This is a genomic window from Chondrinema litorale (genome assembly GCF_026250525.1).
Taxonomy (GTDB): domain Bacteria; phylum Bacteroidota; class Bacteroidia; order Cytophagales; family Flammeovirgaceae; genus Chondrinema; species Chondrinema litorale.
Window position 1 is genome coordinate 1,511,124 of record NZ_CP111043.1, and the last position, 16,578, is coordinate 1,527,701.

Genomic DNA, 16,578 nt, shown 5'->3' on the forward strand with positions numbered 1-16,578 from the left:
AGAATAAATTTTATAAAAGAAGATAATGAGTAACAAAAAATCTAAACCATTTCCCCTTTCCCTATTAATTATAGCAGTATTACTACTAATCATTTATTTTATGCGAGGCCCCGGAACTGGCCTTACAGGAAATGGAGAAATTGGTCAAAATGAAAATACCGGAACAGATAGCATTGCAAATGATTCAGATTCTTTGCATCCATCCACACAACAAGAAGTTATTTCAGATTCATCTATACAAGATACTTCTGCCATTACAGAAACTATCGAAACTCTAGATACTACTCAACAGGTAACTTCAACTATAGACTCCACCCAATCTGATAGCACATTAATACCTGATGCAGAAGAATTAAGAACTTACAATTCGTTGGTTGCTACTAAAAAAGGGGCTTCTGTTATATATAATATTAATGATAAGACTTATGACAACCTGATTGAAGGAATTGCTGATAATGATTATACCTTGCCTTTTCAAGTAAAACTTGCGGGTAACCTCACTTATGCAGAAGAAAGAGCAATAAAAGACATTCTGGAAGAAAAGGAAATAAATTTTACCATACAAGAATAAACAACTACCAACATGATGGATTTAGAAGAATTCAGAAAGCAAGGACACGAACTTGTTGACTGGATGGCTGATTACTTTAAAAATATTGAAAACTATCCGGTAAAATCTCAAGTTTCACCCGGAGATATTTACAAGCAACTCCCAGATTCGGCACCAGAAGAAGGTGAGTCTTTTCCTGAAATAATGAATGATTTTAAAGAAAAGATTTTACCGGGAATTACTCACTGGCAACATCCCGGCTTTTTCGCCTACTTTAATGCAAACAACAGTTTCCCATCGATACTTGGCGAAATGCTCACAGCAACTATGGGTGCTCAGTGTATGATTTGGGATACATCTCCCGCCGCTGCTGAACTCGAAGAGAAAACCATGAACTGGTTAAAAGAAATGCTTGGGTTACCTGCAAATCTACATGGTGTAATTCAAGACACTGCTTCAACTGCCAGTTTGGTAGCGATTCTTACTGCTAGAGAAAAATACAGCAACTATCAGGTTAACCAAAAAGGCTTTTCTTCAGACGAGCATTTCACTGTTTATTGTTCTACAGAAACTCATTCAAGTGTAGAGAAAGGAGTAAAGATTGCCGGAATCGGTAAAAAAAACCTCACTAAGATAAGTACAGATGATAATCAAGCCATGAATCCAGAAGCGCTTGAAACAGCCATAAAAACTGATATTGCAAATGGCAAAAAGCCTATTTGTGTTGTAGCAGCTTTAGGTACCACCAGTACAACCGCAGTTGATCCGTTAAAAGAAATTGCTGCTATATGTAAAAAATATAATTGCTGGCTTCATGTAGATGCTGCTTATGCTGGTTCTGCACTCATCTTACCAGAATACCGCTGGATGATTGAAGGAATAGAAGATGTAGACAGCTTTGTTTTTAATCCTCACAAATGGTTATTCGTCAATTTCGATTGCACAGCTTACTATGTTAAAGATAAAGAGGCTTTACTTAGAACTTTTGAAATTCTCCCAGAATATTTAAAAACTGTTTCGAGAGGTAAAGTAAATGATTACAGAGATTGGGGCGTCCAACTCGGCAGAAGGTTTAGAGCACTTAAACTTTGGTTTGTTATAAGAAACTTTGGCGTAAAAGGTTTACAACAAAAACTGAGATCACATATGGAGCTTGCCCAATCGCTAGAAAGTTGGATCAACGAAAACGAAGATTTTGAAATTCTAGCTCCTGTTAATTTTAATCTTGTTTGTTTCAGATATCACCCGACTCATATTAATGATGAAGAAACACTTACCAAGATGAATACACAACTTTTAAATGCAATAAATCAAACAGGTAATTTCTTTATCACACACACCAAAATCAAAGGGAAATATACAATTAGAGTTGTTACAGGGCAAACTAACGTCGAACAAACTCATGTAGAAAAATTCTGGAAACTGTTAATTAGTTGTATTAAAGATTTAAGTTAACTCGCTCAAAAAGCACACTCAAGACACCACAACTCATTCATATTGAAATACTTATAATCTTAATTATAAATTATAATAATTAAGCATGTGAAATTTTTTTGCAAAAAAATTGTTTTATTATGCATGCATAATAAATAAAAAATTTTATATATTTGTTTAATATGTTATGCATGCATAACATTCTTATGGAGATTACCGTTTTTAATAAGTAAAAAAACAACAAGTAAATATGGATGCATCAGTTGCTAAAAAAGCCATTAAAGGTGGCGAATTCCTAATCAAAGAAACCGAAGCTCAAGATATCTTCATCCCTGAAGAATTTACCGAAGAACAAAGAATGATGGCTGAGGCTACTCAGGACTTCATTGATACCGAAATATTTCCTCAAATTGAAGACATAGATAGTTATAAAGAAGGTTTGATGCGTAGCATCTTCAATAAAGCAGGAGAACTCGGACTATTGGGAATTGCTGTTCCAGAAGAATACGGAGGATTAGGCATGAGTTTTAATACTTCTATGCTCATTGCCGATGTAATTGGTTCAGCAGGTTCTTTTTCAACTACTTATGGTGCGCATACTGGAATTGGTACACTTCCAATTCTTTACTACGGAAACGAAGAACAAAAACAGAAATATCTGCCAAAGCTGGCTACTGGTGAATGGGCTGCCTGTTATTGCCTTACAGAACCAGATGCAGGGTCAGATGCTAACTCAGGAAAAACCAAAGCTGAGTTAACTGAAGATGGCAAACATTACAAAATTAATGGACAAAAAATGTGGATTTCCAATGCTGGATTTGCAGACTTGTTCATTGTATTTGCTCGTATCGAAGACGATAAAAACCTCACTGCATTTATTGTAGAAAAAACCTTTGGTGGCATTACCATGAACGACGAAGAGCGTAAAATGGGAATTAAAGGTTCTTCTACTCGCCAAGTATTCTTTAACGATTGCATGGTACCAATAGAAAATATGCTTTCAGAAAGAGGCAATGGATTTAAAATCGCGGTGAACATTCTAAACATTGGTAGAATTAAATTGGGTGCTGGCGTAATTGGTGGATGTAAAATGGTTGCTAAAAATGCTGTAAACTACTCTAATGAGAGAAAACAGTTTGGTAAATCAATCGGAACGTTTGGAGCTATTAAACAGAAATTAGCTGAAATGGCAGTTAAAACTTTCGTTACTGAATCTGCTGCTTATCGTGCTGGTCAAGATATAGAAGACTTAATTAATGATATGATTGCCAATGGCATGGATGAATCTGAAGCTAAACTTAAAGCTACAGAACAGTTCGCTATTGAATGCGCCATTATTAAAATTCATGGTTCTGAGGTGCTTGACTATGTAGTTGATGAAGGTGTACAAACTTACGGAGGTATGGGATTCTCAGAAGAAGCGCCAATGTCTAGAGCTTACAGAGATGCACGTATTTCTAGAATCTACGAAGGTACCAACGAAATTAACCGCATGCTCTTGGTAGGTATGACCTTTAAAAGAGCACTTAAAGGTGAACTAAACTTAATGGGGCCTGCAATGGATGTTGCTAAAGAATTAACATCTGTACCTTCTTTTGCTTCAATCGATACCAGTATCCCATTTGCCGAAGAGAAATCAGTAATTAAAAACTTGAAGAAGGCCATCTTAATGGTTGCTGGTAAAGCTGCTCAAACTTTTGGCCCTAAACTAAATGATGAGCAAGAAGTACTGATGAACATTGCAGATATGATGGTGGAAGTATATGCCGCCGAATCAGCCATACTGAGAGTAGAAAAATTAATGAGCTCTAAAGGAGAAGAAGCTGTAAAACTGCAAAAAAACATTGCTCTTATCAATTTATTCGAAGCAGTTGATAAAGTAAATGTCGCAGGCAAAGAAGCTATCGCTGCATTTGTAAAAGGGGACGAGCAAAAAGTAATGCTCATGGGTTTAAAGAGATATACCAAATTAACTAATCTGGTAAATACGCATAAACTCAGAAGAGAGATTGCAGATGCAATGCTCGAAAAAAGTGATTACATATTTTGATCAATTATATAATTACAAGCAAAAAGTCGCTTAATCGAGCGACTTTTTTTATGCCCTTAAATATAATGTTTCACAAACTCTTTTTATCAAATTGAAGCGGTAATAAAGAAGCTACCGAGGGGAAAACCAAAACACCACCATCACTTTCAAGCAATACTTCTATATTTCCTTCTTGTATATGTTCATATTCTAACATTGCTTGCCTGCAACTTCCACAAGGTGAAACTGCTAAAAACTTATCTTCTCCAGTCCGATGTGCAGTAACTGCTATTGCCTTTATTTTCTTTCCTTTATGATTAGCACCAGCCCAGTAAATAGCTGAGCGTTCTGCACATAAACCAGAAGGATAAGCGGCATTTTCTTGGTTTGCTCCTGTTACAACCTCGCCATCTTCCAATATTAAAGCTGCCCCTACACAAAAATTAGAATATGGTGAATAAGCTCCTTGGCAAGCCTCCCTTGCTTTTTCGATAAGCATTTTCCCATTATTTGGCAGGAGATTTTCATTTTTATATAAATTAGCAGTAGTACTAAAAACAATTTTTTCAGGCATATTCTTTTCTTGATTTGATATGTCAATAAAATAAATCCTTTAACCAATGGCAAGCAAAAAAATATTATTAATCGGTGCAGGTAGATCTTCAAATGTGTTAATCAGTTTCTTACTTCAAAATAAGAGCAAAGAAAACTGGGAGCTAACTTTTGCTGACGCCAACATGGAAACTCTTAAAAGCAAAGTATCTTCTAAAGATGCTCATCTAGTTACTTTAGACGTCAATAATAATGAAGCTTGTGCCGAATTGGTAAAAGCTGCTGATATCGTAATATCTATGGTTCCTGCATTTTTACACATGTATGTTGCGAGAAACTGTGTAAAATACGGAAAAAATATGGTAACTGCTTCTTATGTATCGGAAGATATGCAGCAGTTAGATAAAGAAGCAAAAGATAAAGGTGTACTTCTACTCAATGAAATTGGTCTAGACCCCGGTTTAGATCACCTCTCCGCCATGAAGATAATTGATAGTTTAAGAGATGCCGGAGCCGAAATGCTCAACTTCGAATCTTTTGCAGGTGGTTTATTAGCTCCCGAAAGCGAAAAAGATAATCCTTGGAAATACAAATTCACTTGGAACCCAAGAAATGTAGTACTTGCAGGACAAGGAACTGTAAAGTTTATACAAGAAGATAGATATAAATACATCCCTTATCACAGACTTTTTAGAAGAACAGAAATTATTGATATTGAAGGTTTTGGAAGATTTGAAGGATATCCTAACCGCGACTCACTAAAATATATTGATGCGTATAACTTAAGAGGAATTCCCACTATTTTTAGAGGCACCCTACGCAGACCCGGTTATTGTAGGGCATGGAATGCCTTTGTTCAATTAGGTGCAACGGATGATTCATACAAAATTGAAGATTCTGAGAATATGACCTATCGACAGTTTATCAACTCTTTTTTAAGCTATAATCCAACCGACTCAGTTGAGCTTAAACTGATGCATTATTTACACCTCGATCAAGATTCTGATGTTATGGAAAAACTAGAATGGTTAGGTGTTTTTAGTGATAAAAAAGTAGGCTTAAAAAATGCCACTCCTGCCCAGATTCTCCAAAAAATACTCGAAGACAAATGGTCACTTGATCCTGATGATAAAGATATGATTGTAATGTGGCACCAGTTTATTTACAATCTTAATGGTAAAAAAGAAAGACGAACTTCTTCTATGGTTGTAACTGGCGAGGACACAGAAAAAACAGCAATGGCTAAAACAGTTGGTTTGCCAGTAGGTATTGCTACACAATTAATTTTAAGAGGTGAGATTAATGATACAGGTGTAAAAATACCAACAAAAAAATCTATTTATGAACCAGTTTTGGCTGTTTTAGAGGCTTACGGTATTCAGTTTAATGAAACAACTGAAGATTGGGTTTAAATACAAAATCCTCAATGTACATATATTAAGACATTGAGGATTTTACTCTTAATTGAATTTTACACTCCCATAAGAAGACTCTACAGATACAAAAGAAGTTCCTCCTTTTCCTCTATAACCACTATACTCTGCGGAAGTATATCCTTCGATTTGCTTCTTTATTTCAACTCCTGAAATATTTGTATTAAAACTGCCATAAGACACATCTACATCAAAAACAAAATCGGGCGTATCTTCTAAATCTAATGAGAGTGAGCCATAGGAAATTTCTATATCTATTCTTGAAAAACTACTTTTTACATTTTCTATATCAACACCTCCAAATTTAGATTCTAACTCAAGTCTGTGATTTAACTGCCTTAATCTAAAATGAGAATAAGCACTTTCAACTTCTAGTTCATCTGCCTCATCAATCTCCACTTTACCGTTTCTATCATCTATAATTAAGGTTCCGGCTTTGCCTATTTCCACATAGCCACAATAACTCGACTTTAAAGTACCAGAGCCAATTTCTTCAATTGTAGCAGAACCATAGCTCACTTTAATTTCGGAACCTTTTCCCATCAATCGTTTTGCATTAATACTTCCATAAGCACTTACCAACTCTAATGAACCTGTATGGTTGCCAATATAAATTGGTCCAAAACGATTGTCTAAATCTAATGACAGGCTTTGTGGCATATTCACCTCATAATTAATTTCAAAACCAGACTTATTGTTATTATTAGAACTCTTAGAAATATTTGTTTCAAAAGTAATGAGACTACCACTCTTTTTATGGTCTATATCGATTTTATCAAGTAAATCTTGGGCTGTTTCCTCATTTCTTCCCCATGTAGTGATTACAATATCAACAGTCAATTGATTTTTCGTCCAAGTATTTATTTTCACCTCGCCAAAGCGGTTTTCTATCACCAATTTATCATTAGTAGATACAGTATATTGCTCACTTTTCTTCTTACTCAATTCATACCCTCGCCTTTGAGCCTGCACGTTGGTTGTTAGCAATAAAAATAAACTGCAGACATAGAGGTAAATAAGCCTATATTTGAATAACATCATCATTATTTTGTCCCGTGTTTTTAATACTTTTTAATATCTCTAGTTGTCTGTTCAGAATCTCCATTCTCAACTGTAAATTATCTATTAGTGCTTTCACTATTAAATCATTTTCAGTGCCCTTCAAAAGTTCATTCTTAATTTCGGTATAAGCAGAATCAAGATGTTCCAAATCATATTTAAACTCTTCATTTAGTCCTAAAGAAACCAAATCATACTGCATCAACTCCTCTTTTTTTACTGCGATCATTGATTCGTAATAAGTCTCAGCTTCTGATAACTCCGGGTTTATTTGAGCCAAACCCTCCTTCACTGTCATGCCTTCTGATTCATGCTGACCTGAATTATTATTTGAGTTCATAATTTTGAACTGAACCCAAACAATGGCTATCAAAAACACAGTAAATACTGCTGCAAGTCTCCATAAGTAAGCAATAGGCACTAGTTTTCGAGTTTCTTTTACTGGCTTACTTATAGATAAATGACTTTGTTCAGTTTCACTTTCAAGCTCCCCACTAATTTTTCCCCACAATCCTGTTGATGCCTCTTTTTGATCAAACTCCTTCCTGTTTTCGCCAATAAAACCTTTTAACTGCGCTGTATTGAGAGAATCATTTATGCCTTGCCACACCTTGTTTGAAGGGCTAAGTTTATCAAATGATTCTTTATTCTCTTTTATATATTTTTCCAGTTTATCCATTTAATCAATTCATTTAAATGAAACCTTTAGTACTGAGCCATTATAGCTTTTAACTTCTTTTTTGCCCTGTTTAACTGAGACTTAGAAGTTGATTCGGATATACCTAGGATTTCTCCTATTTCACTGTGGTCGTATCCTTCCAATAAGTAGAGTGAAAACACAATTCGGTACCCTTCTGGTAACAACTCCATCGCCTTTCTAATTTTTTCAACATTGAATTCTATGTCGTTTTCATCAATGTTTTTTCCGCTATCAGGCTCGGGAATATCCACAGGGTGCTCATCAATAGACACTAGAGATTGTTTTTTCTTTCTTATAGCATTAATCGCATGATTAATAACAATTCGTTTTAACCAAGCACCAAAAGTTGCATCACCTTTAAAAGATGATAAGTTTCTGAATGCACTTACAAATGATTCTTGCAAAACATCTTCAGCTTCTTCATAGTTGTTCAGTATTCTAAAACAAATATTAAACATTGCCTTAGAATATTGCTGATACACTTCGTATTGAGCCTGCCTGTTTCCCTGCATGCATTTTTCAAGCAGAATGAGCATTTCTTTTTCCAGTTGAGCTTTCAATCTAAATTCATAATAAAGACAGTACTTATAAGAGAGGGTTGCATGCTGGGAAAATATTTTAAAATTCCATTAGTCTTTGAGGTAAATTCCATCTAAATATAAGTGACGTAATGCTGTTGTCCATCTCAAAAACTTCACTATCACTAGTTACTTTTCTAATGGTCTGCTTAAGATCAAAAAAGATATTATGTCTAAACTGATAACTAGCTGTAAAATCTAGAAAGGTAATATTGGTAGCAATACCTTGACCTGTTTTTACTCCATATTCCATTTGTCTAGAATTATAATCGAGGAATATGTTACTACCCCAATTTTCATCCTCACCATCATAACCTGTTTTAGTAAAAACACCTTTTGCTGTTAAAAACAATCTACCAATTGGTTGATACCTGAGAATAGCAACCAACTCTCTAAAATTCGCTCCTGTAGGATGAGCTAGTGCTTGGCTATAATGCTGATAATTGGAATACATTTCATCATTGTAGTGACTATAGGTATATGGCCTTACCAAATTCCATTCGAGTTGTAAATCGAGATTTGATATACCAGCTACATCAATATACTTAGTACCTAACTGTGCTGCTTGTTTATTTGCCCACCAGCCATCACCAGAGAGAAACTCACTAACGATCAATTCATCTAACACTGCCTGCCCGTAAAACTGTACCCCTTTAAACGCGTTCCATTTAAAGTCGAGACCTAGAATGGCATTGCCATAATCACCTGTATCATGCTCTATTGACCTGTAAAAAATAATAGGGTTTAAATAGTCCATATTATACCCATTACCTAGGCTATCTGGTACACCAAACATAATGGATTCAAAAAGTCCCAAATTGAAATTCTTAGTAAGATTTAAACTAAGGTGATGAAATGCCAGATATTTATTTGAGACTGGTTTACCTTGGCCTCCTGTCTGCTTAATTTCAGTAGTCATTTTAGCAAACAAATTAGTATACTGGAATTTCCAAATCTTGGTCTGAAGCTTTAAAAACAAGTAATTATTAGCATTGTCGGAGAGAATAAGCGAACGATAACCATTACCAATAAAATTTCTATCATGGCCAAATTGTGCTGAGATGTAGTTTTTAATAATTGGTACTTGTATATAACCCCTTGCAGTAAAAAAGTCAGTGGCATCGTTATTATAGTTTTTCCAAAAGCCTTCTCCCGGTATTGCTCCCATCTTAGCAATCTCTTCTTGCACATAATAAGGAAAACGAATTTGATTATCTGTAAGGAAAGTATAAAAGCTTAATTTGTTTGCTATAACACCACGTATAGCCACTCCTCTAGTATTCGTAAACAACGTGTTCTCTACAATATTATCTGTACCAACTCCAAAGCCTAAAACAGGATTTACATGTAAATCAAAATCTTTTTCCTTTACATGGTATAGGTCACTTTTAACCTTATAAAACTTGTTAAAAATCGGCTTTTTACTTTCATTATTTTGAGTACTTGACCATTCCCAATTATCATTTGAAAGGTATTGTAAATTGAATTTATCTTGTTCAGAAAGTACAATTCCTTTTTGATAAAGACTATCAACAAAACCAGCAATTGCTTTTCTTGTATATGGTTTTACAGAGCTATAAAATGTGCTTGAAAACTGCTTCTGCTTTAACTCGTAGCGATCTATCCAGTGGTAATAATCTTGATTTAATGGAGCAAAAGTGCTGGTTTGTGCGGCAAGTTCAGAAATTAGAATAATACTAAATAAAGGGATTAACAAATATTTCATATACAAATAAAAAAATACAAGAATGGGAATATACTCTTATTTCAGAGCTTAAAAGTCAAAAAAGTAAAATAAACTTATGCTTACGTCAAATCAAACAATTTTTTTAGTTTGAACGCGTAATCATTTTTTTTCATGTAACATATATAGAAAATAGACAAGGTTCGTTCATCAAACAATCTAAATCTCCTAGCTAACTGTCAAACACTTTTTTCTTTTTTGATTTGATTTTAAGCCTTAATTTATGAAAAACATCAAAAGGAAAATCTGTAAACCTTTTTTAGCTCTGGTATTGCTAATTACTATAAACAGCATTACGTACGCGCAGTCTGAAATCGATAAACAGATAAACCAAGCAATTAAATTAGTATCCTTAGAGGAATATAATAAAGCGGAAAACGCTTTGAATGAAGTTATTTCTAAAGACTCTAACAATGCACTTGCACTATACTATCTTGGTATTAGTCAGTTAAATTTACAAGAAAATAAAAAAGGTAAGGAAAGTATTGAAAAGGCATTAAAAATTAATCCTGAAGTAGATACAAAAATGAGTAATTACTGGTTAGGAATTGCTTATTATCAAAACCTTGAAACTCAAAAAGCACGTGAAAAATTAAGTGAGTACAAATCTAATCTATCAGAAAAAAGCTCAGAGCTTACAGAGATAGAAAGTATTCTAAGCGCACTTGATGTTATTGATGAGTACAAAAATCAAAAACCTGAGTTTTATGTAGAAGACTTACCAGAAAATCTTAATACTCCATTTGCAGATCATAGCCCTTTGATGTCTACAGATGGCAAAACATTAATTTTCACTTCTAAAAATCAGGAAGCTACTGACAGGAAGGAAAAAAAGAATGGCGAATATTTTGAAAATATTTATACAGTAGACTTAAATGGATATTTACCTGTAGGCGATCCTGAAAACTTAAGTGCATCGATTAATACTGAAAGACACGATGCAAGTATTCAGCTTTTTGATAATGACAATAAGATGCTATTATATCGCATCAACAATGGGGGTGATATATACATGGCAACTAGGGAAAATGGTAGTTGGGTAAACCCGCAACCTTTAGGTAAATCTATTAACTCAAAAGATTATGAGTCTCATGCATTTGTCTTAGCTGATGGCCAAACAATGTTTTTCTCTTCTTCGAGAAAATCGAAAAATGGAATATTAAATCTATATAAAGCTACTCTAGGTAAAGATGGAAACTGGAATGAAGCCGAACTTCTAGGACCAGAGATTAACTCACCTGAAGCCGACGAAGATTGTCCATTCGTAACTAATGATGGAAAAACCATCTATTTTAGCTCTAAAGGCCATAACTCTATTGGTGGATATGATATTTTTGTTTCTCACTGGAATGAAGCTGAAAACAAATGGAGTGAAGCTAAAAACCTTGAAATGCCAATAAACTCTGTAGGAGACGACATGTATTTTGTTTTAGATAAAAGTGAAACACATGGTTATTTCTCATCTTATAGAGAAGGAGGTAAAGGCGGTATGGATATTTACTATGCTGGAAAAATATTACCTGCTTTTCTTGAAGCCAATATAATCGTAGAAAACGAATCTCAAGCAAATGTTGGTGAAGTAAAAGTAGCAATTAAAAACACAGCATACGGCGATAAATATCAAGCAATATCTGATGAAAATGGTAAGTTTAATGCTTCTTTAGATGCAAATTCAGACTATGAAGTAGCTCTTTATTCTGATGATTACAAAGATGGTAAAGAGCCATTTAGCACTCAAAATATATCTGTTCCAAGAACAAATTCAGCAAACGAAACCATCAAAAAGAATATTTCTATTCCAGCTGAAGATTACAACAAACTGGAAAAAGAATATACACTTAATGGTTTACTTACTTCTTCTAACGGAAACAAACTTGATGGTTTAGTTGAGTTAATTGATTCCAAATCTGGAAAAGTTGTAGCATCAACTAATACAGTGGATGGTGAGTTTAAAGGAAATTTTAAGTCTGTAAATGGTAAATCATACTATTTTAAAGTTTCTAGCAACGGACAAACAGTTGATAATTTATCAGAATTTAAAACTTCTCAAACTAAAGACATTGAGAAAACTTTAGTAATTAATCCTTCTGATATTGCTACTGCTAGTTCTAAATCTGGTTACTCACTTAACAAGTCAATTTTATTTTCAACTAATAGCTCGAATATCAATGAGAATTCTGAGGAGGAATTAAAAAGAATTATTTCGTCAGTAAAAAAAGGAGCTACTGTTGAAATATTAATAGAAGGTCACTCCGATAGTGTTGGTAATGCACCTTATAACTTGAAACTATCAAAGAGACGTGCTAAAGAAGTTGCAAAATATCTCAGTAAAAATGGTATCGACAAAAAGATGATTGTTACAAAATCTTATGGCGAGGAAAAACCAATTGCTGATAATTCAACTGAATCTGGTAGAACCCAAAACAGAAGAGTTGAAATACATATTAGATAATAGCATAAACCAATTGACACCCAAAGGCTACTCTAGAAATGGAGTAGCCTTTTTTATTTCCTTATTTTTTACTTAATTAAGGCTACATCTATTAAATACTGAAAATGAATAGTCTTCACTTTATTAAAAAGTTATTAATTACCTGTTTTCTATTTGTGATATACAGCTTTGTATCTTTCGCTCAAACAGAACAGTGGGATATTTTCGAAGTAGTTCTAAAAGCGAAAACAAATAAAAAACCTTATACAGAAGTAAATCTTTCTGCCACTTTTCAATACAAAAACAGACAGCTCGAAGTCTCTGGCTTTTATGATGGTGATGGAAATTATAAAATCAGATTTATGCCAGATAAAACTGGTGAATGGACATACATCACAGAAAGTAACATAAAGGCACTTGATGAAAAAAAAGGTAAATTCAACTGCATTTCACCTTCTACAGATAACCACGGCCCAGTAAAAGTAAAAGAAACTTTCCAATTTGAATATGCTGATGGCACTCCCTATTACCCAGTTGGTACAACTAGTTATGCTTGGACGAGTATGCCAGACGAACTCATAAACCAGACAATAGAAACATTAAGTAACAATGCTTTCAACAAAATTAGGATGTGTGTATTCCCTAAAATTTATAGCACATATATTCGAACTGATCCGCAATTCTATCCATTTGAAGGAACAAAAGAAGATGGTTGGAACTATGAGCAGTTTAACCCAAAATTCTTTCAGCATTTAGAAAAATGTATCGATTCTTTAAGAGCATTGAATATAGAAGCCGACCTTATTTTATTTCATCCATATGACTTTGGAACATGGGGTTTTGACCGTATGCCCGATGATGTAAATGACAGATATCTAAGATACATTATTGCTCGACTTGGATCATATAGAAACATTTGGTGGTCACTTTGTAATGAGTTTGAAATTATGAAGTCGATGGATATGGATGATTGGGACAGACTCTTTAAAATTACGATGGAAGAAGACCCTTACATGCATTTAAGATCAATCCATAATGCCATTCAATGGTATGATTACACCAAACCTTGGGTTACCCATCTTAGTCTCCAAACTATAGAATTACTCAATATTCAGAAGTGGAGAAATGAATTTCAGAAACCTATATTAATTGACGAATGTGTTTATGAGGGTAATATACCAACAGATTGGGGCAATTTAACAGGTGAAGAAATGCTTGAAAGATTCTGGATTACATACACTAGAGGAGGTTATGCTACTCATGGTGAAACTTACTTGAACGCCGATACAGTGCTTTGGTGGTCGAAAGGAGGTGAACTATATGGCAAAAGTCCAGAACGTATCGATTTTATGCGATCAATAATGGAAGACGCACCTGCCAACGGAGTTGTACCTCATGAAAGCCCGTGGAACAAAAGCACCTATTTATATAAAGAAGACGAGTATTTTCTACATTACTTTGGAAATGCGCAACAAGTTGCTGCTGCATTAGATTTGCCAGAAGACAAAGAATACACTGCAGAAATAATAGATACTTGGAATATGACTATTACAAAAGCAGAAAGCGTTTATAGCGGAAAAACCTTTGTGGATTTACCTCAAAAACCTTATTTAGCATTGAGAGTGATAGAGATTAAAAAGTAGCTTATCTATCAGCTACTTCAAAACTTTGTTCTAGTACCTCGCCATTTTCATCCACTAAGGTAAGTGTATGCTTTCCTGATGAAGGGTGCAAAGCCATTTCGTGAAACTGAACTGTCTCACCAAGATACTCTTCATCCAAATGCCAATATATTTTGGTAGATGGTTTTCTATGAGCAACTTCAAAAATTGCATTACCTAGTTTTCCATCCAGTTCTCTTGGAATAAAAACTTTCGCAGTGCCAACTGGATAAATCATCTGCATAATTTTATTATCAGTAAAGTTATCAGAAAGACAATCAGGTCTGTATGGAGGTAAAGGTTTATAATCTGAATGGCGGAATCGATAGTACCATTCTTGCACTGGAGGCAATACAAAATAGCTTTTATGTGTCATATTACTCACACTCTCGCAAGCAGTACTCACCTGAAACTTTTCAGTTTTATCAAGATGTACTAAAACCTCATATGGGCATGGCGAGGTTCTAATACCAGTTTCCTGAATCAACACACTATCCTTTTCCGTACAATTCTCTGTAGCTAAATAACCACTTTTTCTGCAAACTTCAGCTTCAATCATTTCGTCATGAGGTTGATTAAACCAACCTTTATCTGGCAGTAAGCCAAAAATATCAAACAAAACTGGAGCAGCAGCAGTCAAACCAGTTAAGCCCGGTCTACCTTCTCCATCCGCATTACCAACCCAAACAGCAACAACATATCCGGGAGTAACTCCAATAGACCAAGCATCACGATGCCCATAACTTGTACCTGTTTTCCAAGCAATTTTCTTTGATGTTTCATATAATTCCCAATTGGCATCAGCTCCTGGTCTGTAAACTTTCAACATTGCTTCAAAAGAGAACCAAATAGACGCAGCACTTAATTCAGCATGTTGCTCTGTACCTTTATCAGAAATTGCATTAACGGTATGATCTGTAAAATTTAGTTTTGGAGAGTAATAAGTATTTTTTTGATAATGATAAGGTGTGAGTTGATCAAAACGATTTAAAGTTCTTGCCATACCTGCGTATACACCTGCTAAATCCCATAATGTAGCTTCTGCTCCTCCTAAGATTAATGACAAACCATAATGTCCCGGATTTTTTGTAAGTGTTGAAACACCTAACTCTTTCAATTTATAATAGAATTTTTCTACACTAAAATCTGCCAACATACGCACTGCTGGAATATTCAGAGATTTAGCTAGCGCAATATCTGCATGAACTGCCCCTTCGAATCGCCTATTAAAATTTTGTGGCGCAAAACCACTGATATATGTAGGTATATCTGGCAATAATGTTTTAGGCAAAATAAAGCCTTCATTCAACATAGCTGCATACAAAAATGGCTTCATTATACTACCTGTACTTCTTGGAGCTGTTATAACATCTACTGCATCTCCAAAATCTCCCTTCTCCTTTACATTGGTATTTCCCACATAAGCGAGCACCTCGCCACTTTCTACCTCTATCACCATTGCAGCCAGATTGTATACTTCATTGGCTTTTAAATATTGATGATGCTTATCGATAATAGTATTTACATTTTTCTGTAAACTTTTAGAAAGCGTTGTCTTAATTGCCTTTCCTTTTTTTCCTTCATTAATTTGCCTTGTTAGTAAATGCGAAGCAAGAGAAGGTTGTGGCAATGGAGCAGCAGGTAAAGGTTCAGACTTAGCCAACTCACAAGTAAGACTATCCAAATAGCCTTCATCAAAGAGTTTATCTATTAGACGATTGCGTTTTTTCAGCAATCTGTCTTCATTCTTTCCGGGAAAAAGTAAAGAAGGTTGGTTAGGTAAAACTGCCAACAAAGCCGTTTCTCCCCACGATAACTCATCTGCTTTTCTTCCAAAATATCTCCAAGAGGCTGTTTCTAAACCCACTACATTGCCACCAAATGGCGCTTGAGCAGAATATAAAGCAAGTATCTCATCTTTAGAATTGGAAAACTCAAGCCTTGTTGCCAGAATAATTTCTATAAATTTTTCCAGAAAAGTTCTTGATTTACCCATTCGAGCCAGCCTGATTGTTTGCATACTTAATGTACTACCCCCACTTACAACCCTTCCAGCATTTAGATTTTGAATGGTAGCTCGTACTAAAGAAACAGGATTAAACCCAGGATGATAGTAAAACCAAGAATCTTCAAAAGTTGTAATCGCTTTTTTAAACTTTTCAGGAACTGAATCGGCTTTAGGGAATCGCCACTGTCCGTCATCAGCTATAATAGCTCCTAGCAATTCATTGTTTCTATCTTTAAGTACTGTAGTATAGGGGGTTTCAAACAATGGTGATGGAAGACAGAAATAATAAGCTATTGATAAAATTAATATCACTACACTAAAGTGATAAGGATACTTACGCACAAACCGAATCATATTTTATGATTAGATACTCACCATTTTGAATTTACAAATGCTAAA

The 16,578-nt window shown here is 34.6% G+C and carries 12 protein-coding genes; 6 read left to right on the top strand and 6 right to left on the bottom strand.

The genetic code is table 11. The features are described from left to right. Positions 1-25 precede the first annotated feature (25 nt). The 3 genes from OQ292_RS06425 to OQ292_RS06435 all read left to right on the top strand — a co-directional run bounded on the left by OQ292_RS06425 (position 26) and on the right by OQ292_RS06435 (position 4,034). A complete protein-coding gene (locus OQ292_RS06425; RefSeq protein WP_284685228.1) occupies positions 26-571 on the top strand; it encodes a hypothetical protein in 546 nt (181 codons plus the stop codon). 12 nt (positions 572-583) lie between these two features. Continuing rightward, entirely contained in the window at positions 584-2,005 is a 1,422-nt protein-coding gene (locus OQ292_RS06430) for a pyridoxal phosphate-dependent decarboxylase family protein (RefSeq protein WP_348970608.1), read from the top strand. 229 nt (positions 2,006-2,234) lie between these two features. Then, positions 2,235-4,034: an acyl-CoA dehydrogenase FadE gene (locus OQ292_RS06435; protein ID WP_284685229.1), complete on the top strand. Its 1,800-nt coding sequence runs from the start codon at positions 2,235-2,237 to the stop codon at positions 4,032-4,034. A gap of 70 nt (positions 4,035-4,104) precedes the next feature. Here OQ292_RS06435 and cdd read toward each other — a convergent pair whose 3' ends face one another. Next, positions 4,105-4,587 carry a cytidine deaminase gene (gene cdd, locus OQ292_RS06440; RefSeq protein ID WP_284685230.1) on the bottom strand — a complete coding sequence of 161 codons (483 nt, stop codon included), beginning with the start codon at positions 4,585-4,587 and terminating at the stop codon, positions 4,105-4,107. Positions 4,588-4,633: 46 nt separating this feature from the next. Between cdd and OQ292_RS06445 the strand changes: the two genes are divergently transcribed. Further along, positions 4,634-5,977, top strand: coding sequence for a saccharopine dehydrogenase family protein (locus tag OQ292_RS06445; protein WP_284685231.1), 1,344 nt, complete (start codon positions 4,634-4,636; stop codon positions 5,975-5,977). A 48-nt stretch (positions 5,978-6,025) separates the two neighbouring features. Here the strand turns inward: OQ292_RS06445 and OQ292_RS06450 are convergent, their stop codons facing one another. The 4 genes from OQ292_RS06450 to OQ292_RS06465 all read right to left on the bottom strand — a co-directional run bounded on the left by OQ292_RS06450 (position 6,026) and on the right by OQ292_RS06465 (position 10,061). Continuing rightward, the gene (locus tag OQ292_RS06450; protein WP_284685232.1) at positions 6,026-6,943 is read right to left on the bottom strand and encodes a DUF4097 family beta strand repeat-containing protein; all 918 of its coding nucleotides are present in this window, start codon (positions 6,941-6,943) and stop codon (positions 6,026-6,028) included. Between the two features lie 76 nt (positions 6,944-7,019). Continuing rightward, a complete protein-coding gene (locus OQ292_RS06455) occupies positions 7,020-7,736 on the bottom strand; it encodes a hypothetical protein (protein ID WP_284685233.1) in 717 nt (238 codons plus the stop codon). Positions 7,737-7,762: 26 nt separating this feature from the next. After that, positions 7,763-8,317 carry an RNA polymerase sigma factor gene (locus OQ292_RS06460; protein WP_284685234.1) on the bottom strand — a complete coding sequence of 185 codons (555 nt, stop codon included), beginning with the start codon at positions 8,315-8,317 and terminating at the stop codon, positions 7,763-7,765. A 58-nt stretch (positions 8,318-8,375) separates the two neighbouring features. Continuing rightward, complete coding sequence (locus OQ292_RS06465; RefSeq protein WP_284685235.1) at positions 8,376-10,061, bottom strand: capsule assembly Wzi family protein; 1,686 nt, start codon at positions 10,059-10,061, stop codon at positions 8,376-8,378. 241 nt (positions 10,062-10,302) lie between these two features. Here OQ292_RS06465 and OQ292_RS06470 point away from each other — a divergent pair, with 241 nt between their 5' ends. Together OQ292_RS06470 and OQ292_RS06475 are read left to right on the top strand one after the other, a co-directional pair. After that, a complete protein-coding gene (locus OQ292_RS06470) occupies positions 10,303-12,531 on the top strand; it encodes an OmpA family protein (RefSeq protein WP_284685236.1) in 2,229 nt (742 codons plus the stop codon). Positions 12,532-12,635: 104 nt separating this feature from the next. Then, positions 12,636-14,153, top strand: a complete 1,518-nt coding sequence (locus OQ292_RS06475; protein ID WP_284685237.1) for a DUF5060 domain-containing protein — start codon at positions 12,636-12,638, stop codon at positions 14,151-14,153. A 1-nt stretch (position 14,154) separates the two neighbouring features. Here OQ292_RS06475 and pbpC read toward each other — a convergent pair whose 3' ends face one another. After that, on the bottom strand, positions 14,155-16,533 hold the full coding sequence (gene pbpC, locus OQ292_RS06480; protein ID WP_284685238.1) for a penicillin-binding protein 1C: 2,379 nt from the start codon (positions 16,531-16,533) through the stop codon (positions 14,155-14,157). Positions 16,534-16,578 lie beyond the last annotated feature (45 nt).

Excerpts from the sequence above, each read along its gene's own strand:
- OQ292_RS06445 (WP_284685231.1), top strand. The coding sequence starts at position 4,634 with ATGGCAAGCAAAAAAATATTATTAATCGGTGCAGGTAGATCTTCAAAT.
- pbpC (WP_284685238.1), bottom strand. The coding sequence starts at position 16,533 with ATGATTCGGTTTGTGCGTAAGTATCCTTATCACTTTAGTGTAGTGATA.
- OQ292_RS06475 (WP_284685237.1), top strand. The coding sequence starts at position 12,636 with ATGAATAGTCTTCACTTTATTAAAAAGTTATTAATTACCTGTTTTCTA.
- OQ292_RS06435 (WP_284685229.1), top strand. The coding sequence starts at position 2,235 with ATGGATGCATCAGTTGCTAAAAAAGCCATTAAAGGTGGCGAATTCCTA.
- OQ292_RS06470 (WP_284685236.1), top strand. The coding sequence starts at position 10,303 with ATGAAAAACATCAAAAGGAAAATCTGTAAACCTTTTTTAGCTCTGGTA.
- OQ292_RS06465 (WP_284685235.1), bottom strand. The coding sequence starts at position 10,061 with ATGAAATATTTGTTAATCCCTTTATTTAGTATTATTCTAATTTCTGAA.
- cdd (WP_284685230.1), bottom strand. The coding sequence starts at position 4,587 with ATGCCTGAAAAAATTGTTTTTAGTACTACTGCTAATTTATATAAAAAT.
- OQ292_RS06455 (WP_284685233.1), bottom strand. The coding sequence starts at position 7,736 with ATGGATAAACTGGAAAAATATATAAAAGAGAATAAAGAATCATTTGAT.
- OQ292_RS06425 (WP_284685228.1), top strand. The coding sequence starts at position 26 with ATGAGTAACAAAAAATCTAAACCATTTCCCCTTTCCCTATTAATTATA.
- OQ292_RS06430 (WP_348970608.1), top strand. The coding sequence starts at position 584 with ATGATGGATTTAGAAGAATTCAGAAAGCAAGGACACGAACTTGTTGAC.